Source organism: Cupriavidus pauculus (assembly GCF_002858765.1).
In the GTDB taxonomy this organism is placed as follows: domain Bacteria; phylum Pseudomonadota; class Gammaproteobacteria; order Burkholderiales; family Burkholderiaceae; genus Cupriavidus; species Cupriavidus pauculus_B.
This window is the reverse complement of the sequence record NZ_PJRP01000031.1, coordinates 1-17,370: the sequence shown is the minus strand read 5'-3', so window position 1 is coordinate 17,370 and position 17,370 is coordinate 1. Positions and strand designations below refer to the sequence as shown.

At 66.6% G+C, this 17,370-nt stretch carries 19 protein-coding genes; 9 read left to right on the top strand and 10 right to left on the bottom strand.

What is annotated here, in order from left to right:
• Positions 1 to 35 precede the first annotated feature (35 nt).
• Together recN and CYJ10_RS33030 are read right to left on the bottom strand one after the other, a co-directional pair.
• Positions 36 to 1,772 (bottom strand): DNA repair protein RecN, encoded by a 1,737-nt coding sequence (gene recN, locus CYJ10_RS33035; RefSeq protein ID WP_101685649.1) that lies wholly within the window; start codon positions 1,770 to 1,772, stop codon positions 36 to 38.
• A 44-nt stretch (positions 1,773 to 1,816) separates the two neighbouring features.
• A complete protein-coding gene (locus CYJ10_RS33030) occupies positions 1,817 to 2,734 on the bottom strand; it encodes an NAD kinase (RefSeq protein WP_101685648.1) in 918 nt (305 codons plus the stop codon).
• 155 nt (positions 2,735 to 2,889) lie between these two features.
• Here CYJ10_RS33030 and hrcA point away from each other — a divergent pair, with 155 nt between their 5' ends.
• The 3 genes from hrcA (at position 2,890) to CYJ10_RS33015 (ending at position 5,610) form a co-directional block, all read left to right on the top strand.
• Positions 2,890 to 3,942, top strand: coding sequence for a heat-inducible transcriptional repressor HrcA (gene hrcA / locus CYJ10_RS33025; protein WP_101685647.1), 1,053 nt, complete (start codon positions 2,890 to 2,892; stop codon positions 3,940 to 3,942).
• 111 nt (positions 3,943 to 4,053) lie between these two features.
• A complete protein-coding gene (hemH, locus tag CYJ10_RS33020; protein ID WP_101685646.1) occupies positions 4,054 to 5,169 on the top strand; it encodes a ferrochelatase in 1,116 nt (371 codons plus the stop codon).
• A gap of 45 nt (positions 5,170 to 5,214) precedes the next feature.
• Positions 5,215 to 5,610 (top strand): RNA-binding S4 domain-containing protein, encoded by a 396-nt coding sequence (locus tag CYJ10_RS33015; protein WP_101685645.1) that lies wholly within the window; start codon positions 5,215 to 5,217, stop codon positions 5,608 to 5,610.
• A gap of 69 nt (positions 5,611 to 5,679) precedes the next feature.
• Here the strand turns inward: CYJ10_RS33015 and CYJ10_RS34380 are convergent, their stop codons facing one another.
• The gene (locus tag CYJ10_RS34380; protein WP_180863143.1) at positions 5,680 to 5,835 is read right to left on the bottom strand and encodes a hypothetical protein; all 156 of its coding nucleotides are present in this window, start codon (positions 5,833 to 5,835) and stop codon (positions 5,680 to 5,682) included.
• Between the two features lie 288 nt (positions 5,836 to 6,123).
• Between CYJ10_RS34380 and grpE the strand changes: the two genes are divergently transcribed.
• Both grpE and CYJ10_RS33005 read left to right on the top strand, forming a co-directional pair.
• The gene (gene grpE, locus CYJ10_RS33010; RefSeq protein WP_101685644.1) at positions 6,124 to 6,681 is read left to right on the top strand and encodes a nucleotide exchange factor GrpE; all 558 of its coding nucleotides are present in this window, start codon (positions 6,124 to 6,126) and stop codon (positions 6,679 to 6,681) included.
• 79 nt (positions 6,682 to 6,760) lie between these two features.
• Positions 6,761 to 7,189, top strand: a complete 429-nt coding sequence (locus CYJ10_RS33005) for a thioredoxin family protein (RefSeq protein WP_101685643.1) — start codon at positions 6,761 to 6,763, stop codon at positions 7,187 to 7,189.
• A 58-nt stretch (positions 7,190 to 7,247) separates the two neighbouring features.
• On the opposite strand, the gene CYJ10_RS33000 is transcribed toward CYJ10_RS33005, so the two are convergent.
• Both CYJ10_RS33000 and CYJ10_RS32995 read right to left on the bottom strand, forming a co-directional pair.
• Entirely contained in the window at positions 7,248 to 8,498 is a 1,251-nt protein-coding gene (locus CYJ10_RS33000; protein ID WP_257993641.1) for a phospholipase A, read from the bottom strand.
• 175 nt (positions 8,499 to 8,673) lie between these two features.
• Positions 8,674 to 9,105 (bottom strand): DUF1841 family protein, encoded by a 432-nt coding sequence (locus tag CYJ10_RS32995; protein WP_101685641.1) that lies wholly within the window; start codon positions 9,103 to 9,105, stop codon positions 8,674 to 8,676.
• 92 nt (positions 9,106 to 9,197) lie between these two features.
• On the opposite strand from CYJ10_RS32995, the gene CYJ10_RS32990 reads away from it, so the two are divergent.
• On the top strand, positions 9,198 to 10,136 hold the full coding sequence (locus tag CYJ10_RS32990) for a DMT family transporter (protein WP_101685640.1): 939 nt from the start codon (positions 9,198 to 9,200) through the stop codon (positions 10,134 to 10,136).
• Positions 10,137 to 10,223: 87 nt separating this feature from the next.
• Positions 10,224 to 10,811, top strand: a complete 588-nt coding sequence (locus CYJ10_RS32985; protein WP_101685639.1) for a malonic semialdehyde reductase — start codon at positions 10,224 to 10,226, stop codon at positions 10,809 to 10,811.
• Between the two features lie 95 nt (positions 10,812 to 10,906).
• Here the strand turns inward: CYJ10_RS32985 and CYJ10_RS32980 are convergent, their stop codons facing one another.
• Genes CYJ10_RS32980 through CYJ10_RS32970 form a run of 3 tightly spaced genes read right to left on the bottom strand, consistent with a single transcriptional unit; the run spans position 10,907 to position 14,140 of the window.
• Entirely contained in the window at positions 10,907 to 11,632 is a 726-nt protein-coding gene (locus tag CYJ10_RS32980) for a Coq4 family protein (RefSeq protein ID WP_101685638.1), read from the bottom strand.
• A 28-nt stretch (positions 11,633 to 11,660) separates the two neighbouring features.
• Positions 11,661 to 12,629, bottom strand: coding sequence for an alpha/beta fold hydrolase (locus CYJ10_RS32975; RefSeq protein WP_101685637.1), 969 nt, complete (start codon positions 12,627 to 12,629; stop codon positions 11,661 to 11,663).
• A complete protein-coding gene (locus CYJ10_RS32970) occupies positions 12,626 to 14,140 on the bottom strand; it encodes a flavin-containing monooxygenase (RefSeq protein WP_101685636.1) in 1,515 nt (504 codons plus the stop codon). Before CYJ10_RS32970 ends, CYJ10_RS32975 begins: the two co-directional genes overlap by 4 nt.
• Before the next feature lie 75 nt (positions 14,141 to 14,215).
• On the opposite strand from CYJ10_RS32970, the gene CYJ10_RS32965 reads away from it, so the two are divergent.
• Positions 14,216 to 14,845, top strand: coding sequence for a TetR/AcrR family transcriptional regulator (locus CYJ10_RS32965; protein ID WP_101685635.1), 630 nt, complete (start codon positions 14,216 to 14,218; stop codon positions 14,843 to 14,845).
• On the opposite strand, the gene nth is transcribed toward CYJ10_RS32965, so the two are convergent.
• Positions 14,842 to 15,486 carry an endonuclease III gene (nth, locus tag CYJ10_RS32960; RefSeq protein ID WP_101685634.1) on the bottom strand — a complete coding sequence of 215 codons (645 nt, stop codon included), beginning with the start codon at positions 15,484 to 15,486 and terminating at the stop codon, positions 14,842 to 14,844. The two genes, CYJ10_RS32965 and nth, sit on opposite strands and share 4 nt — an antisense overlap.
• A complete protein-coding gene (gene rsxB / locus CYJ10_RS32955; RefSeq protein ID WP_257993640.1) occupies positions 15,483 to 16,373 on the bottom strand; it encodes an electron transport complex subunit RsxB in 891 nt (296 codons plus the stop codon). Before rsxB ends, nth begins: the two co-directional genes overlap by 4 nt.
• Before the next feature lie 191 nt (positions 16,374 to 16,564).
• Here rsxB and CYJ10_RS32950 point away from each other — a divergent pair, with 191 nt between their 5' ends.
• Positions 16,565 to 17,200, top strand: coding sequence for a TetR family transcriptional regulator (locus tag CYJ10_RS32950; RefSeq protein ID WP_101685633.1), 636 nt, complete (start codon positions 16,565 to 16,567; stop codon positions 17,198 to 17,200).
• Positions 17,201 to 17,370: the final 170 nt, after the last annotated feature.

Genomic DNA, 17,370 nt, shown 5'->3' with positions numbered 1-17,370 from the left:
TGTTTGCGTGGATGCCGGTCTACCTGGGGCGCGGCTCAGCCCGCCACGCGGCGCGGCTTCCTGCCCCCGCCTTCGCGCGGCGCATTGGCTGCCCGCGCGGCTGCTCGGGCGCCCTGCGCCAGCATCTCTTCGGCGTGTTGCACCGTCGTGGCAGTCACCGTGGCGCCACCAAGCATGCGCGCGGTCTCGTTGACGCGGCCTTCGGTATCCAGCAGGCGGATGCGCGAACGCGTGACCGCGCCGGCCTTGTCGGTCTTGCTTTCCTTGCTGACCAGCAGATGGGCGCCGGCCTGCGCGGCCACCTGCGGCAGGTGCGTGACGCACAGCACCTGGCGCGAGCGGCCCAGTTCCTGCAGGCGACGGCCCACCACCTCGGCCACCGCGCCGCCGATGCCGGTGTCGACCTCGTCGAAGATCAGCGTCGGGGTAGGCGCGGCCTCGCTGGTAATCACCGAGATCGCCAGGCTGATACGGGCCAGTTCGCCGCCCGATGCCACGCGTGCCAGCGGCCGGGCGGTGACGCCCGCATGACCGGCGACCAGGAATTCCACCTGTTCCAGCCCATGGCTCTGGCCTTCGTCGAGCGGGTGCAGGGCGACGACGAACGTGCCGCCGGCCATCGACAGCCCCTGCATGGCATCGGTGACGGCGGCCGACAGTGCGGTGGCGGCCACTTTTCGGGCGGCCGACAGATGCTGGGCCAGCGTCAGGTAGGCGGCGCGGGCAGCGGCTTCGCGCGCCAGCACCTTGTTGATGTCCTGGGCGGCCTGCAGGTCGTCCAGCTGCTGCTTGCGCACCAGCAGTTCGTCGGACAACTGCTCCGGCGGCAACCGGTACTTGCGCGCCGTGGTGTGCAGGGCCTGCATCCGTTCTTCCACGGCCTGCAGCCGTTCGGGGTCGAGGTCGAGCCGGTCGACGTAGCGGGTCAGCGAATGGGCGGCCTCGTCGACCTGCACCAGCGCCGGTTCCAGCGCGGCCAGCACGTCGCGCAGGCCGGGGTCGACATCGGCCAGCTGCTGCAGCCGGTGGACCACGCCGTTGAGCACCGACGCCACGGCGCCATCGGATTCGGACAGCGCGTCCAGCGCCGCGCGGCTGCCGTCGATCAGGCCGGCGGCATGCGACAGGCGGTTGTATTCGGCCTGGATCTCTTCCCACTCGCCGGCCTGCGGCGCCAACTTGTCAAGCTCGCCCACCTGCCATTCGAGCCGCTCGCGTTCGAGCTGCATCTCGCGCGACTGGTGTTCCACCGCCTCGCGCTGGGTGCGCGCGGCACGCCAGGCGCGCCAGGCTTCGGCCACCGCGCCGGCCTGCTCGGTCAGTCCCGCGTGGGCGTCGAACAGGTGCCGCTGGGCGTCCGGGCGCAGCAGTTGCTGGTGCGCGTGCTGGCCGTGGATGTCGACGAGCTGGTCGCCCACCTCGCGCAACTGGGCCAGCGTGGCGGCGGCGCCGTTGATGAACGCCTTGCCGCGGCCCGAGGCATCGACGGTGCGGCGTAGCAGTACGGTGTCGTCGTCGCCGGCAAGCTCGCGCTCCGCCAGCCAGGCGTCCAGCGCGGGATGGGTCAGGAACGTGGCGCTGATGCTGGCGCGCGCCGCGCCTTCACGGACCACGCCGGCATCGGCGCGTTCACCCAGCACCAGGGCCAGCGCATCGATCAGGATCGACTTGCCGGCGCCGGTTTCGCCGGTAAACACGGTGAAGCCGGCCGAGAAGTCGAGGTCGAGCGTATCGACGATGACGAAATCGCGAATGGACAGGCTGCGCAGCATCTTGAGCGGTAGGTGGCGTCAGGCGGAAACAGGGAAGGGCAGGCTCAGAGCCGGTTGTCCTCGGTCGGGTACTCGTGCCAGTGCAGCTTCTTGCGCAGCGTGGCGTAGTAGTTGTAGCCCAGCGGGTGCAGCAGGTTGACGGTCTTGGCCGAACGGCGCACGACGATCCGGTCGCCGGGCAGCAGCGACGCCAGCGACTGCATGTCGAAGTTGACGCTGACATCGCGCGCGCTGGCCACCTCGATCGTGACCTCCGCGTCGTACGGTAGCACGATCGGCCGGTTCGACAGCGCGTGCGGGGCAATCGGCACCAGCACCAGGCCCGACAGCGTGGGATGCAGGATCGGGCCGCCCGCGGCCAGCGCATAGGCGGTGGATCCGGTGGGCGTGGACACGATCAGGCCGTCCGAACGCTGGTTGTACATGAAATAGCCGTCCACGGAGACGGCCAGTTCGACCATGCCCGAGATGCCGGAACGGTTCACCACCACGTCATTGAACGCCAGCGCCGAGAAAATGACGGTATCGTCGCGGATCACGCGCGATTCCAGCAGCATGCGGCATTCGGCCTCGTAGCGGCCGGCCAGCATTTCGGGCAGGGTCCGGGTGACGTCCTCCAGCGGGATGTCGGTCATGAAGCCCAGCCGGCCATGGTTGACACCGATCACCGGCACGTCGTGGCCGGCCAACTGGCGGGCCAGGCCCAGCAGCGTGCCATCGCCCCCGAGCACTACGGCGACGTCGGCTTCGCGGCCGATTTCCTCGGGGCTCAGCACCGGATAGCCGGTCAGCCCGGTGGCCATGGCTGTCTCGCGCTCGAACACCACATCCTGGCCATTGCGCAAGATGCAGGACGCCAGTTCCTCCAGCGGGCCTTCGATACCGGCGGTCGAGTGCCTGCCTATCAGGGCGACAGTCTTGAACGGAGCGCGCGGGGCGCTGGGCTTTGAGGGGGCAGACATGGCGGGATTAGAACATACCGGCATGACCATTGCCAGCGCCGGCCCGGCGCCACCGGAATGGGTGCCCGCAGCACCCGCCGCCCATACCAATCGTCCGGTCCACAATGCATGGCCGGCGCCCGAACGGCCCAGTTTTGATTAAAATCCCCAGCATCATGGACGAACGTTCTAAAACGCTGCTCAAGACCCTGATCGAGCGCTACATCGCCGAAGGGCAGCCCGTGGGCTCGCGGACCCTGTCGAAGTACTCGGGTCTGGACCTGTCGCCGGCCACCATCCGCAATGTGATGTCTGACCTCGAGGAAATGGGTTTCATTGCCAGCCCGCATACATCGGCGGGCCGTATTCCCACGCCCCGCGGATACCGGCTGTTCGTCGACACAATGCTGACGGCGCGCCCGCTGGAAGGCCCGCCGGGCCTGAGCGCGGAGCTGGCCGACCTGAAGGACCAGATCCAGGGCCAGATGGCCAGCCAGCAACTGGGCCCGCAGCGCATGATCACGGCGGCGGCCCATACGCTGTCGAACCTGTCGCGCTTTGCCGGCGTGGTGATGACGCCACGGCGCGCCCAGGCGTTCCGGCAGGTGGAATTCATGCGGCTGTCGGACAAGCGCATCCTGCTGATCATCGTCAGCCCCGAGGGCGATGTGCAGAACCGCATCATCCAGACCGAGCTGTCCTACACCCCGGCCCAGCTCATCGAGGCCGCCAACTTCTTCAACACCCACTACGCGGGCATGAGCTTCAATGCCGTGCGCGACCATCTGCGCGGCGAACTGCAGGCGTTGCGGCGCGATATGTCGTCGCTGATGCAGGCGGCCGTGGAGGCCGGCAGCAATGCCATGGCCGAGGACAACAGCGAGCAGGTGGTCATCTCGGGCGAACGCCGGCTGCTGGAAGTGGAAGACCTGTCGTCGAGCATGGACAAGCTGCGCCGGCTCTTCGACGTGTTCGAGCACAAGACCAGCCTGCTGCAGCTGCTGGATGTGTCCAGCCACGCGCAGGGCGTGCAGATCTTCATCGGCGGCGAAAGCCAATTGGTGCCGCTGGAAGACATGGCCGTCATCACGGCGCCCTATGGCGTGGATGGCCAGATCGTCGGCACGCTGGGCGTCATCGGCCCCACGCGCATGGCCTACGAGCGGGTGATCCCGATCGTCGACATCACGGCCAGGCTGCTGTCGAGCGCGCTGAGCCAGAACTCCTGATGCGGTGCCGGTGTCTGTCCTGTACGGCCGGGCATCGCCGGCCCGCTACCATTGCATGTTCCAGACTGAATTCCCGATTGCCAGCGCCCCGGCATCCGAAACGGAAACCCCATGACGTTTTCGCCTGAACCGGCATACCAGCACGGCCAGCCGCCGCGCACCGCGATCCTGCTGATCAACCTCGGCACCCCCGACGCGCCCACGCCCAAGGCAGTGGGCCGCTACCTGAAGGCGTTCCTGTCCGACCCGCGCGTGGTGGAAATACCGCGCCTGGCCTGGCTGCCGATTCTGCATGGGCTGATCCTGCCGTTCCGCTCGCGGGCGTCGGCCATGAAGTACGAATCGATCTGGCTGCGTGAAGCCCATATGACCGGGTCGCCGCTGCTGGTCCACACCGAGCGCCAGGCCCATGCGCTGCAACTGTGGATGCAGAAGCTGGGGCATGACGTGACCGTGGCCTGCGCCATGCGCTATGGCAACCCGTCCATTGGCTCGGTCATGGAAGCGCTGCGCCGGCAGGGCACCGAGCAGATCCTGGTGCTGCCGCTCTATCCGCAGTTCTCGGGTACCACCACGGCCACCGCCTTCGACGAACTGTTCCGTGTGATGGCCGGATGGCGTAACCAGCCGGAGTTGCGGCTCATCAAGCACTTTCATGACCATCCGGCCTACATCGCGGCGCTGGACGCGCAGGTCAGGGCGTACTGGACCCGCCATGGCGTGCCGGACTTCGCGCGGGGCGACAAGCTGATCCTGTCCTTCCACGGGCTGCCGCGCCGGCTGCTGGATTTGGGCGACCCCTATCACTGTGAATGCCTGAAGACAGGGCGGCTGCTCGGCGAGGCACTGGGTTTGCAGCCGGGCCAGTATCAGGTGACGTTCCAGTCCCGCTTCGGCAAGGCTGAATGGCTGCAGCCCTATACCGCGCCGACGCTGACCGAACTGGGCCGCGTCGGCACGCAGCGCGTGGATGTGTTCTGCCCGGGCTTTCCGGCGGATTGCATCGAGACGCTTGAGGAAATTGCGATGGAAGGGCAGAGCGAGTTCCGGGTGGCAGGCGGGCAGGACTTCCATTTCATTCCATGCATGAATGATTCGGAGCCCTGGATTGCCGGCCTGGCCGACATTGCCCTGCAGCATCTGCAGGGTTGGCCGCTGACCGTGCCGCATCCGCACGAACTGGAAGCGCGGCGCAGCCGTGCCCAGGCGCGCGGCGCCGCGGCCTGAACCGGCGCGAGGCAGGCCGCAGGCCAGGGAAGGAAGGATTCGACAATGCAAGTGGATTTCGAGGCGGATGCGCGGATGCGCATCGACAAATGGCTCTGGTGCGCGCGGTTCTTCAAAACGCGCTCTCTGGCGGCCGAGGCGGTGGAGCGCGGCCGGGTGACGGTCAATGGCCAGCCGGTCAAGAACTCAAGGGAAGTGAAGCCCGGCGATACGGTGGTGCTGGAAGCGCATCAGCAGCGCTGGGAAGTGGTCGTGAAGGGCGTGCCGGCGTCGCGCGGTGCGGCGCCGATTGCCCAGAGCACTTACGAGGAAACCCCGGAAAGCCAGTCCAGACGCCAGGCTGAGTCCGATCGGCGCCGCATGCAGCCAGAGCCGACCGCGGAACTGCAGGGTCGTCCGACCAAGCGCGACCGGCGCCGGATCGACACCTTCAGAAGTTAGGAATGCGGTGCCGACAGCGATCCCGCCAAGGCAGGGCTGCCGCGGCAGGAGCGAGCGGAAGGGGCAGGGTCAGCGAACGTACTGGACGAGGTAATGCTTGAATACGGCCTTGCCACTGCCATACTCGGTGTCGCGCGGCGCCACCGCCTCGGACAGGCAGATGAAGGCCGTCATCGCCGACAGCACGGCGACAACGCAGAACGTCACGACTGGTAGCTTGTGCATGGTGAAGCGTCCCAAAGATGCACCAAATTGATCCACCTTTTTGCTCCCGTTATTTTTGTCATTTTTTCCTGCCTTGAATCTTAGTGTTTGCGTTGCAGCAAATCAATGAACACCAGATTGCATGAAACAGGCCTTTGTAACGGCGTATTTCGGGGTCTCTGAACCCGCACACTTGAAAAACTGGAAGGGCGACGCCATGTGCGGCTAGACTTGCCGATTGGCATCCGATCCACCCCACGGTCCGCAGTCAGCGCGGGCCGAGGTTTTGCATTTTTGATACGAATCGACATGGAAGAACAGAATCAGACGCCAGATACGAACACGCAGCAGGCGGCCAACGCCGCTGCAGCGCCGGCGCCCGAGGCTGCGGCCGCCGGTGCCGACGACGTCGCACGCCTGACCCAGCAGGTGGCCGAGCTGGAAGCCAAGGCCAAGGAAGCCTACGACCTGTTCATGCGTGCCACGGCCGAAGGCGAGAACATCCGCCGCCGCTCGCAGGAAGAGGTGGCCAAGGCCCACAAGTTCGCCATCGAGAGTTTTGCCGACAACCTGGTGCCGGTGATGGACAGCCTGCAGGCTGCCCTGGCCGACAACACCGGCGACCTGGCCAAGCTGCGCGAAGGCGTGGAGCTTACGGCACGTCAGCTGGCCGCGGCTTTCGAGCGCGGCAAGATCGTCGAGCTGAACCCGGTCGGCGAGAAGTTCGATCCGCATCGCCATCAGGCCATCTCGATGGTGCCGTCCGAACAGGAACCGAACACGGTGGTGGCGGTGCTGCAACGTGGCTACACGATTGCCGATCGCGTACTGCGCCCCGCGCTGGTGACCGTCTCGGCGCCGCGTTGAGCCGTTTCGATGTAACCGTATGAAAGACGCCCGGTGGCCGCAAGGTCTCCGGGCGTTGTTGTTTCCAGAGGGCTCCACGATGTCCGACGCGCACGAGTCTCACCACCCATCCCAGCCTGAACCGCACCTCGATCACCGCGCCTTCGACGCGCTCGGCATGCAGTCGGTAGGGCCCGACACCATCGATGCGGCCATCGCGGCCGCCGGAGACGACCTGGTCTGCGTCTTCTTCTGGGGCGTGGACTGCTTCAATTGCGAGATGGCCAAGAAGGCCATCCTGGCGGATCCGGACAAGCTGCGCGTGCTGAACCTGCGCTGGCTGCACACCAACGTCTACGCCCACCCCGAACTGGGCCGGCGCTTTGGCCTGCACGGCATTCCCGTGTTCCTGTTCTTCCACAAGGGCAAGAAACTCGGGCGCGCCACCGGCTGGCATGGCTACGGCCAGTTCGCCGCTGCGGTGGGCAATGCCCGGCTCAAGGCCGAAGGCAAGCCACTGGCTGGCTGATTGGCCGATTGGCTGAACGGAGGGGCAGCGCGCTCGGCGGGATCAGCGAGGCAGCGCCTCAGCGGGACAGCGCGTAGCCGATGCGGAACTGCCACGGCGTCTTCTGGTTGTAGTAGAGCAGGCTCTCGCCGTAGCCGTAGAAGAAGCCGGCCATCAGGTAGCCGGCCGTGCCGGGCAGCAGCCGCGCCAGCGGGTAGGTCAACTGCGTGTCGACGCTGCCATAGCCCTTGCGCGTGCCCTTGCGCAACGTGGCGGCCAGCTCCCAGGAATCCGCCTTGCCGTAGGCGATATTCAGATCCATGTAGCCGCGATAGTGCGCGATGTCCTCGTTGTCGCTCTTGCCGACGTAGGCGTAGAGCTTGGGGGCCACGCGCCAGTGCCAGTCGGTCTGGTCGCCAAAGTACATCGTCGGCTTCACAAACAACGTGTTGACCCCGCGCGAATCGTCGCCCGAGCGGCCGTTCGATTCGTGCTCGAAGCCGGTGGCGATCGACAGGCGGCTGAGCACACTGTTCTTCACGCCCGTGTCCGACAGGTAGTAGTACAGGCTGGGCCGGTAATTGGTGTCCTTGAACGGCCGCGAATCGCCGGCCAGGTCCCAGAGCGAGAACTGCGTGTAGGCGAAGTAGAGGTTGTCCAGCACCGACTTTGAATTGGGATCCTTGCCTTCAAAGATCCGGTACTTGAAGCTGATCTGGAACTTGGCGTTGGCGCCGTCGTGCGCGCCGAACATGATGTACATCGGCTCGTTGAACGACAGGCGCTGGGCGTCGCGCAGATCGGCCGGGGCGGGCGGCGGTGCATTGTTCTCCGCCGTGACGATGGGTGTGACCGGCGACTTGCCTTCCGGGGCGGATGCGGCGGCAGGCGTGGTGGCCACAGCGGGCGCGCCGGGCGCCGTCTCACCCGGCGCCGGCGCGCGGTTGAGCGTCACCAGTACCGGCGCGGCGTCGATACCGGTCACGTCCAGGCGCACCTGGCCGCGCAGGTCGGCCGGCCATTCGGCGCGATAGGCTATGGAGCGGTTTTCGCCGGGGCGCAGGTTCAGCACGGCCGGGCCAGTGTCCACGCGTTTCAGTTCCATGCGGATCGGCGCGGCCAGGTCGCCCGAGGCTGTCACCTGCAGCGAATCGGGCACGGCGTAGCGGCGCGTGTCCGCATCGGCGCTGACCAGCAGCGTCAGCGTGAGCGGCCGGGTGCCATCGATCTGGCGCGGCGGTTGGAGTAGCGCCACGGCGCCGTGTGCCGCCATGGGCACCGTGACGGCGCCAATGGCGAGCGCGGATGCCAGCGCGGACACGAGCGGCATAGCAGCGCGCCGGCGACGGGCTCGCGCGGGGAGGGTGAAAGGCATGGGACAACGCCACGCCGCACCGGAAGTCACAACCTGCATGGGACAGGTGGTGCGGACATGGCAAGGAGTTGCGACCGCAAGAGATTATCATGCGGCGCCGCGTGCTCTTGTCGGTGTTTGTCGGACGCGATCAGCCCGCCGCGCGGCGCTTGATATCGTCCACGTAGGCCTGTCCGTCGGGCGGCATGCCGTTGCGCTGGGCGTTCCAGAGCATCTGGCCCAAGGCTTCCATGATCTCGTGCTGGGCGGCGTGCGGCGAGTCGAGCCGGCGGCTCAGTGCCTCATACGCGGCGCGAATGCCGGGCGGCTGGTCAATCGACACCTGTTCGGAAATCGACAGGTGCATGGCCAGGTGCAGGAACGGATTGGTCTGGCCGGCTTCGGGCGTGTAGTCACGTGCGACGGCGCCTTCGGCATCGTCCAGTTGGTCGTGATATTCGGGGTGCTGGTCGATCCAGTCGACCGCGATCGCCTCGAGCGGCGTGAGGACATTGCCCGCGACACGCTTCTGCCAGGCTTCGCAGAAGAAACGGCGGACTTCTTCTCTTGAGGGATTGAACATGATGGCCGCTATTGTAGTGCAGCGGTCCGAATGCTGCCGTGGCCGTCCGGCGCGTGAGTAGAATGCGATCTTTCAGATTCCTTTCGCCCCCTATGTCCGCCTCCGCCACCGGCACCCTGGGCCAGGCCCGCGACAAACTCGCGGGCGTGCTGCTGATCGCGCTGTCGGCCACTGCCTTCGGCGCCATGGCCATCTTCGCGCGATTTGCCTACGCGGCGGGCGCCGATGTCTATGGCCTGCTGGCCGTGCGTTTCGTGGTGGCGGCCATCGCCATGGCGTTCGTCATGCGCTCGCGCGGCATCGCCTTGCCGCCACTGCGGCGGGTGCTGGCGCTGGCGGCGATGGGCGGCATCGGCTACGTAGGCCAGTCCTACTGCTTCTTCACCGCGCTGAATCACGCCCAGGCCAGCCTGGTGGCCTTGCTGCTCTATCTCTATCCGTTGTTCGTGACGATCCTGGCGGCGGTCTTTCTCAAGGAACGGCTGACCACGGCGTCCGTGATTGCGCTGGTGCTCTGTTCGGTTGGCGCGGGATTGACCGTGGGCGGTGGCGAGGGCGAGCCGCTCGGTATTGCGCTGGGCGTGGCGGCGGCCGTGATCTATTCGGTCTACATCGTGGTGGGCGCGCGGGTGACGGCGGGCGTCAATGCCATCGCCACCACCACGGTGATCTGTTCGGCTGCGGCGCTGGTCTACGTGACGGTTGGCATCCTGCGCACCAGCGCCGGCGTGCCGCCGCAGTTTCCGTCCACGGGCGGCGGCTGGCTGGCGCTGGTGGCCATCGCGCTGGTGTCGACGGTACTGGCCATCCTGACCTTTTTCGCCGGCCTGCAGAAGCTGGGGGCCTCGAAGGCGTCGATGCTGTCGACGCTGGAGCCGGTTGTCACCGTGGCGCTGGCGGCCGCGCTGCTGGGCGAGCATATCGGCCCCACCCAGGCCGTGGGCGGCGGGCTGATCCTGCTGGGTGTCCTTTGGCTCACCCGCCGGGCCAGCGGCACGCCGCCGCTGGACACCGCCGACGAACGGAATTGAACGGCTTCATCAAACCGCTTGTGGGTGGGCGGCGTCCGCTTGGGTACAATCGCGCCTTCTTCCTTCACAAAACCCGGAAAACGCGCAATGAAATCCGTTGATCAGGCTGCCATCGCACAATTGTTCACCGAAGCCCGCACGCATAACGTCTGGCAAGACAAGCATGTGGACGATGCGCTGCTGAAGCAGGTCTACGAAGCGATGAAGTTCGCCCCCACGGCGGCCAACAGCTCGCCGGCCCGCATCGTGTTCGTCAAGTCGGCCGAGCAGAAGGCCCGCCTGGTGGATTGCGTGTCCGCTGGCAACGTGGAAAAGACCCGTTCGGCGCCGGTCACCGCGATCATCGCCTTCGACAACGCGTTCCACGACCAGCTGCCCAAGCTGTTCCCGCACGCCGACGCGCGTTCCTGGTACGCCGGCAACGACGAGAAGATTGCCCGCGACGCCCTGATGAACAGCTCGCTGCAGGGCGGCTACTTCATCCTGGCCGCGCGTGCGCTGGGTCTCGACTGCGGCCCGATGGGCGGTTTCGATGCCGGCAAGGTCAACGCCGCGTTTTTCCCCGACGGCAAGTGGTCGGTCAACTTCCTCATCAACCTGGGCTACGGCGAGGCCGACAAGCTGCATCCGCGCCTGCCGCGCCTGTCGTTCGACGAAGCCTGCCGCATCGTCTGAGTCCGGCTCCCGGCGAACTTGCTGCAAACGGAAAGGCGACCCACTGGGGTCGCCTTTTTTGTTGCCACGCTGTGGCGGCGTGCCGATGCCCCGGCTCAGGCCGACCACTCCTGCACCGGATTGCACGCCTGGTAGCGCACCGCTTCGGCAATGCCCAGCCGCGCGCGCGCCGCGTCGAACGGTTCGTTCAGCAGTTTTTCGTAGTCCTCGCCCAGCAGCCAGCCGGCGCGGCGGCCGTGCCGGTAGCCTTCGAGCACCGCGCGGGCAAAGGCCAGGCTGTGCGTCACGCGCCAGCTTTTCAGCGATGCGGCGAGGGCGATGAAGGCCCAGCCCTTGCCGCCGGTCTGCGCGTAGCTGAACGCCACCAGCGCCGCTTCGCCCAGGCTCTCGTCGGCGCGATAGCCGGTCAGCACGTGCCAGATATCGTGGACGTCGCGGGTCCGCCGGCCAAACCACATGTAGGCATCCTCGACGATAGGTTCCTGGTTCAGGTTCGACACCTTGGCCAGGCCGTCGGCGCTATAGCCGGTCTTTTCCAGGAAGGCGCGATACGCGGCGCCCACCGTGCCGGGCGCGAAGCGGGCCACGTAGTCCGGATCGGCTAGTTTTTCCGCCAGTTCGATGCGCTGGTAGGCCATGCGCCGGCCATCGGCGGTGGAAAGCAGGCGACTGTAGTTGCGGGGCATCGACGGGCCGTTCAGCGCGCGCATGATCTTGAACACCTGTTCGGTGTCGTTGCCATCGGCCAGCAGCTTGCGGATGGCCTGGAACGCGGTGCCCAGGTCGCGCCTGTAGGGGTTGAAACCGGTGGAGGATGCCATGGCGAGTCCTTTCGGTGATGGCTGCAGGTCAGACGGTTGCCGGCTCGCGCAGGCGGGCGGCGGCGGTGCGCACGAAATCGACGCTCGCATCGATGGCGGTCACGGGCAGCATATGCCCGCCGGTCACCAACGTCAGCCGGGCGGCGGGCACCCTTTCGACAAAGGCCTCGCCATTCTTGCGGTAATCCAGAATCCGGTCTTCGCGGCCGTACAGGATGCTGACCGGCACGCGCAGGTCGCCATATTGCGCCACCAGCGGCGGCAGGCTGTGTGCCGCGCCGATCAGGTCTTCGGACGCGCCCAGGAAATGTCCGGGCCGCAACGCCAGCAGTCCACCGCCGCGCACGGGGAAATCGGCCGGCACGGCATCGGGGCCGAACACGATTTCCATGACCTGCTCGCGATTGCGGATCGACATCGGAATCAGCAGCGTCCAGGCGATCAGCTTGCGCATGGCCGCACTCGGGATCGTCATGGCCTTGAACACCGGCGAGATCTCTTCGGGCGGATGGGTCAGCGGCGCGATCAGCGCCAGGCCGCCCACGCGCTCGGGATGGTAGGTGGCCAGCGCCAACGCAATCGCGCCGCCGAGCGAATGGCCCACCACCAGCGGCTTTTCCAGCCCAAGCTGGTCGATCAGGGCGGCCAGCGTATCGGCCTGCGCGCGCAGGTCGGCCGGTGCGCCCGGCGCGCGCGTGGACCAGCCGGCGGCGGGGCGATCCACGGCTACCACGCGGAAATCCCGCGCCAGCGGCTCGACCATCCCATATGCGAAGTTGGCAAGCTGGCCGGACAGCCCGTGAACCAGCAGCACCGGCTGCCCCTGGCCTTGCTCGATCACGTGCAGGCGGGCGCCGGGGACGTCGACGAAGCGGCCGGTCGGCGGTAGTCCGGCTTCGATCTTGCGGACCGTATGCCGGGTGAACAGGAACAGCAGGGCGAGCAGGGCGGCGGCCAGGGCCACCACTGCGGCGATCAGCGCAAGAAAGACGTTCAAGATTGGGCCTCGGCAATCGGATCGTTGGTCGGCAGCGTGGCAGCCACGCGGTCGAAGCGCAGCACGCCATCGTCGATGCGGCCATGCCGGATGGTCAGCATGTCCATCAGGTAATTCTGATACACGCGCCACGGTTTGCGTTGCCCCTGCCGGGGCAGCACCGACGCGGCGCGCTGCACGTAGCCGGACGAGAAGTCCAGGAACGGCACGGTCAGCACCGACGGATCGACTTCGGGCATCGCCATGCGGTGGCCGCGCCGGTCCATGAACCGCAGCAGGCGGCAGACGTATTCGGCGGTGAGATCGGCCTTGAGCGTCCACGATGCATTGGTGTAGCCGAACGCCAGCACCAGGTTCGGCACGTTGCCCAGCATCATGCCCTTGTAGGCCAGCGATTCGGACGGGCGGCGCGCCTGGCCGTCAACGGTCAGCGCGATATCGCCAAGCATGTTCAGCTTCAGGCCGGTGGCCACGACCACGACATCGGCGGGCAGTGTCTGGCCGGACTTCAGCACAATGCCATCGGCGGTAAAGCGTTCGATCTGGTCGGTGACCACCGAGGCGCGGCCGTTGCGGATTTCGCGGAACAGGTCGCCGTCGGGCACCAGGCAGACGCGCTGGTCCCACGGGTTGTAGCGCGGCGTGAAATGGGTGTCGACATCGAAGCCCGGCGCCAACTGGGCGGCCGCCATGCCGACGATGCGCTCTTTGACCTTGGCCGGACGGCGGCGCGCCAGCTGGAAGAAGAACATGCCCAGCAGCACGTTTTTCCAGCGCGTGGCGCGGTAGGCCAGGCGCTCGGGCAACAGGCGACGCAGCTTGTGCGCGATGGGGTCCTCGCCCGGTCGCGTCACGATATAGGTGGGCGAACGTTGCAGCATCGTCACATGGGCGGCGGTCTCGGCCATGGCCGGTACCAGCGTCACGGCGGTGGCGCCGCTGCCGATCACCACCACGCGCTTGCCGGCGTAGTCGATGGCGGGGTCCCAGAACTGCGGATGCACCATCCGGCCGCCAAATTCCTGCTCGCCCGGAAACTCGGGCCGATGCCCTTCGGCATAGCTGTAGTAGCCGGCGCAGACATAGAGCAGGCGGGCGCGCAGGCGCTGGCGGCTGCCGTCGGCGCTGCGTTCGGCGTCGATCGTCCAGCAGGCTTCGTCGCTGCGCCAGGCGGCGCCCACGACCTTGTGGCCGAACCGGATGTGACGGGTGATGCCCGCCTCCTCGGCTGTCTCGCGGATATACGCCAGGATCGACGGGCCGTCCGCGATGGCCTTGGCGCCGCGCCAGGGCTTGAAGCGGTAGCCCAGCGTGTACATATCGGAGTCGGAACGGATGCCCGGGTAGCGGAACAGGTCCCAGGTGCCGCCGATGGCGTCGCGGGCTTCGAGGATGGCGAAACGCTTGTCCGGACACCGCTGCTGCAACTGTCGGGCGGCGCCGATGCCGGACAGGCCGGCGCCAACGATCAGGACATCCAGAACATCGTCATCGGGACTTTGAGGGCGCATGACGGCTACCGGGGGCGAGTGGGTATTCTGACAACATAGGTTGTCAGAAGCCATCTGACAATAGGGAATGTCATAATGGCCGCCATGACCACCGAGCTATCTCCCGCCCGCCGCTACCGTGGCGCCGAAGCCGAAGAGCGCCGCGCCCAGCGGCGCGAGCAGCTGATTGCCGCCGCCGTGCAGGTCTACGGCGAGCGCGGCTACCAGAACGCCACCGTCAAGGCGGTGTGCGAGGCCGCCGGCCTGACGGAACGGTACTTCTACGAATCGTTCGCCAACAGCGAGGCATTGCTGCTGGCGTCGTATGAAACGGTCACCCATCGGCTGCTTCAAACGCTGGCAAGGGCCGGGGACGAGGCCGGTGGCAGCGGCGAACATCGCGTACTGGCCATGCTGCGCGCCTATTTCGGGGCGCTGCAATGCGAGCCACGCTCGGCGCGGGTGTTTCTGGTGGAGATTCGCGGGGTCAGCAAGCTCGTGGACGAGGCGCTGGCGGTATCGCTATGCGATTTCGGCGCGCTGATGGCCCGTACGCTGCTGCCGCCCGGGGCGGAGGTGGATCCGATGCTGGCCGCCGGCGTGGCGGGCGGCATCGTGCATGTGGCGCTGTACTGGATCCGCAACGGCTACACGCCTGACGTGGATACCGTGGCGCGCACCGCCCTGCGGCTGGCGCTGGTCCTGAAGGGGTCGAGCGACGCCTAGACGTTCGGCGCCGGCGTCTTCGGCTTGAACTCGCAGAGGGGCTCGATGGCGCAATGCCAGCATTCGGGCTTGCGTGCCTTGCAGACGTAGCGGCCGTGCAGAATTAGCCAGTGGTGGGCGTCGTGCAGGAACTCGGTGGGCGTCACCTTCAACAGCTTCTGTTCCACGGCATCGGGGTTCTTGCCCGGCGCCAGCCCGGTGCGGTTGGCCACGCGGAAGATATGCGTGTCGACGGCAATCGTCGGCTGGCCGAACGCCACGTTCAGCACCACATTGGCGGTTTTACGACCCACACCCGGCAGCGCTTCCAGCGCCTCGCGCACGGGCGGCACCTTGCCGCCATGCTGCTCGACGAGGATGCGGCAGGTCTCCATCACGTGCTTGGCCTTGGTCTTGTAGAGGCCGATCGTCTTGATGTACTCGATCAGTCCGGCCTCGCCCAGATCCAGGATCTGCTGCGGGGTGTGGGCCACCGGAAACAGCTTGCGCGTGGCCTTGTTCACGCCGACATCGGTCGCCTGGGCGGATAGCAGCACCGCGATCAGCAGCTCGAACGGCGAACTGTATTCGAGCTCCGTCTCCGGATTCGGATTGACCTTACGCAGGGTCTCGAAAATGGCAAGGCGCTTGGCGGGATTCATGAGCGGGAATCGTCGTTTTTGCTGTTGTCGCCGGGGTTGGCGCTGCTGTCCGGGCTGTTCTGGCTGTCCTGGCTGCTTTGGCCTTCTTGATTCTGCTGGCCGGACTGATCCGTCAGGCCCAGCTTCGCGCGGCGCGCTTCGGCGGCATCGATCTGGGCCTGCACCGCGGGCGAGACGTCGTCGGTGTTGCGTGGCTGCACGGCGGCGGCCTTCTGGCGCGCGCGCTCGATGGCGGCCTGGATGATCGCCTTCTTGCGCGTCTGTGCGGCCTGCTCCGCCTCGCTGGCCGCGGCTTCGGCCTGCAGTGCTTCCAGCTTGGCAGCGGCCTTGGCGGCCAGGCGGGCGTCGTTTTCGTCGCGCTCGCGCACCAGGCGGACCTTGCGCGACTGGTAGCGCGCGTGCGCGGCATCGGCCTGTTCCTGCGACCAGGCGGCCCAGCCCGTGTTGGCACCGGTGACCGGAATCATCGCAATGCAGTCGACCGGGCAGGGCGCCACGCAGAGGTCGCAGCCGGTACACCAGTCGGGCAGCACGGTATGCATCTGCTTGGCGGCGCCCACGATGGCGTCGACCGGACAGGCCTGGATGCAGAGCGTGCAGCCGATACATAGCGATTCGTCGATACGGGCCACGGCACGCGCCTGTTCGACGCCGCGTTCGGGGTCCAGCGGCTGGGGCGCGACGCCCAGCACGGCCGACAGCCGGACAATGCCCTCGGCGCCGCCGGGCGGGCAGCGGTTGTTTGCCGCCTCGCCCGCGGCCATGGCTTCGGCGTAGGGGCGGCAGCCGTCGAACCCGCACTTGGTGCATTGGGTTTGCGGCAGCAGGGCTTCAAGACGGTCTGCCAGGCTGGCGTCGCCGGCATTGGACGAGGGGGAACGGATCACGACGGGAATACGGAATCAGGGGGGCGACTGGAATCTTGCACGCCTCTGTGGACGTGTGCGCGGCAAGGATTATCCCCGATTTCGCCGTGGTGCAGAAAAGGCGATCATTCGCCGTCACCCGATCGGGAAGAGGAGCCCGGACGAGGTGACGGGCTGTGCCATAATCCGCGCAACTGACAGATCAGATATTCATGTCGAACGAGCCAAAAACCAAGCGGGACCCCGAAGGCACGCGCCGCCGCATCATGGCCGCCGCCACCGAGGAGTTTGCCAAGGGCGGGCTGGCAGGCGCACGCGTCGATCAGATCGCCCGCCGCGCCGAGACCAACGAGCGCATGCTGTATTACTACTACGGCAGCAAGGAAGGCCTGTTCCTGGCCGTGCTCGAAAAGCAGTACGCCGAATTTCGGGCGGCCGAGGAACAACTGCATATCACCGACGAGGACCCCGAGGCGGCGGTACGCACGCTGGCCCGCTTTGTCTGGGACTGGTACTACGCGCACCCCGAGTTCATCCGGCTGGTGAACAGCGAGAACCTGCACGAGGCGCGCCATCTGAAGAAGTCGGCCCAGCTCCTTCAGCTGATCAATCCGGTGGTCGACGTGCTGGCCGACATCATCCGGCGCGGCCAGCAGCAGGGCGTGTTCCGCGACAACATCGACGTGCCGCAGTTCTACCTGACCATCTCGGCGCTGGGTTACTACGTGCTGTCGAACCGGTACACGATCAGCGCCGTCATCGGCCGCGACGTGGCGACCGAGGAAGAACATGCGCGCTTTGCCGACCTGCACACCGATATGCTGCTGTCGTACCTGACCAATCGCTGAGCGGTATAGTAAATCGGCCAGAAACAAAAACGCCCGCGAGGATTGAACTGCACCCCAAAAGTTGGACATAGATCCAACCTTTGGGGTGTTTTTCATGACGAAGTACGACGAGGCGCTCAAGCGTCAGGTGGTTAGGGAACATTTGTCGGGGACGATATCGACCACGGCTT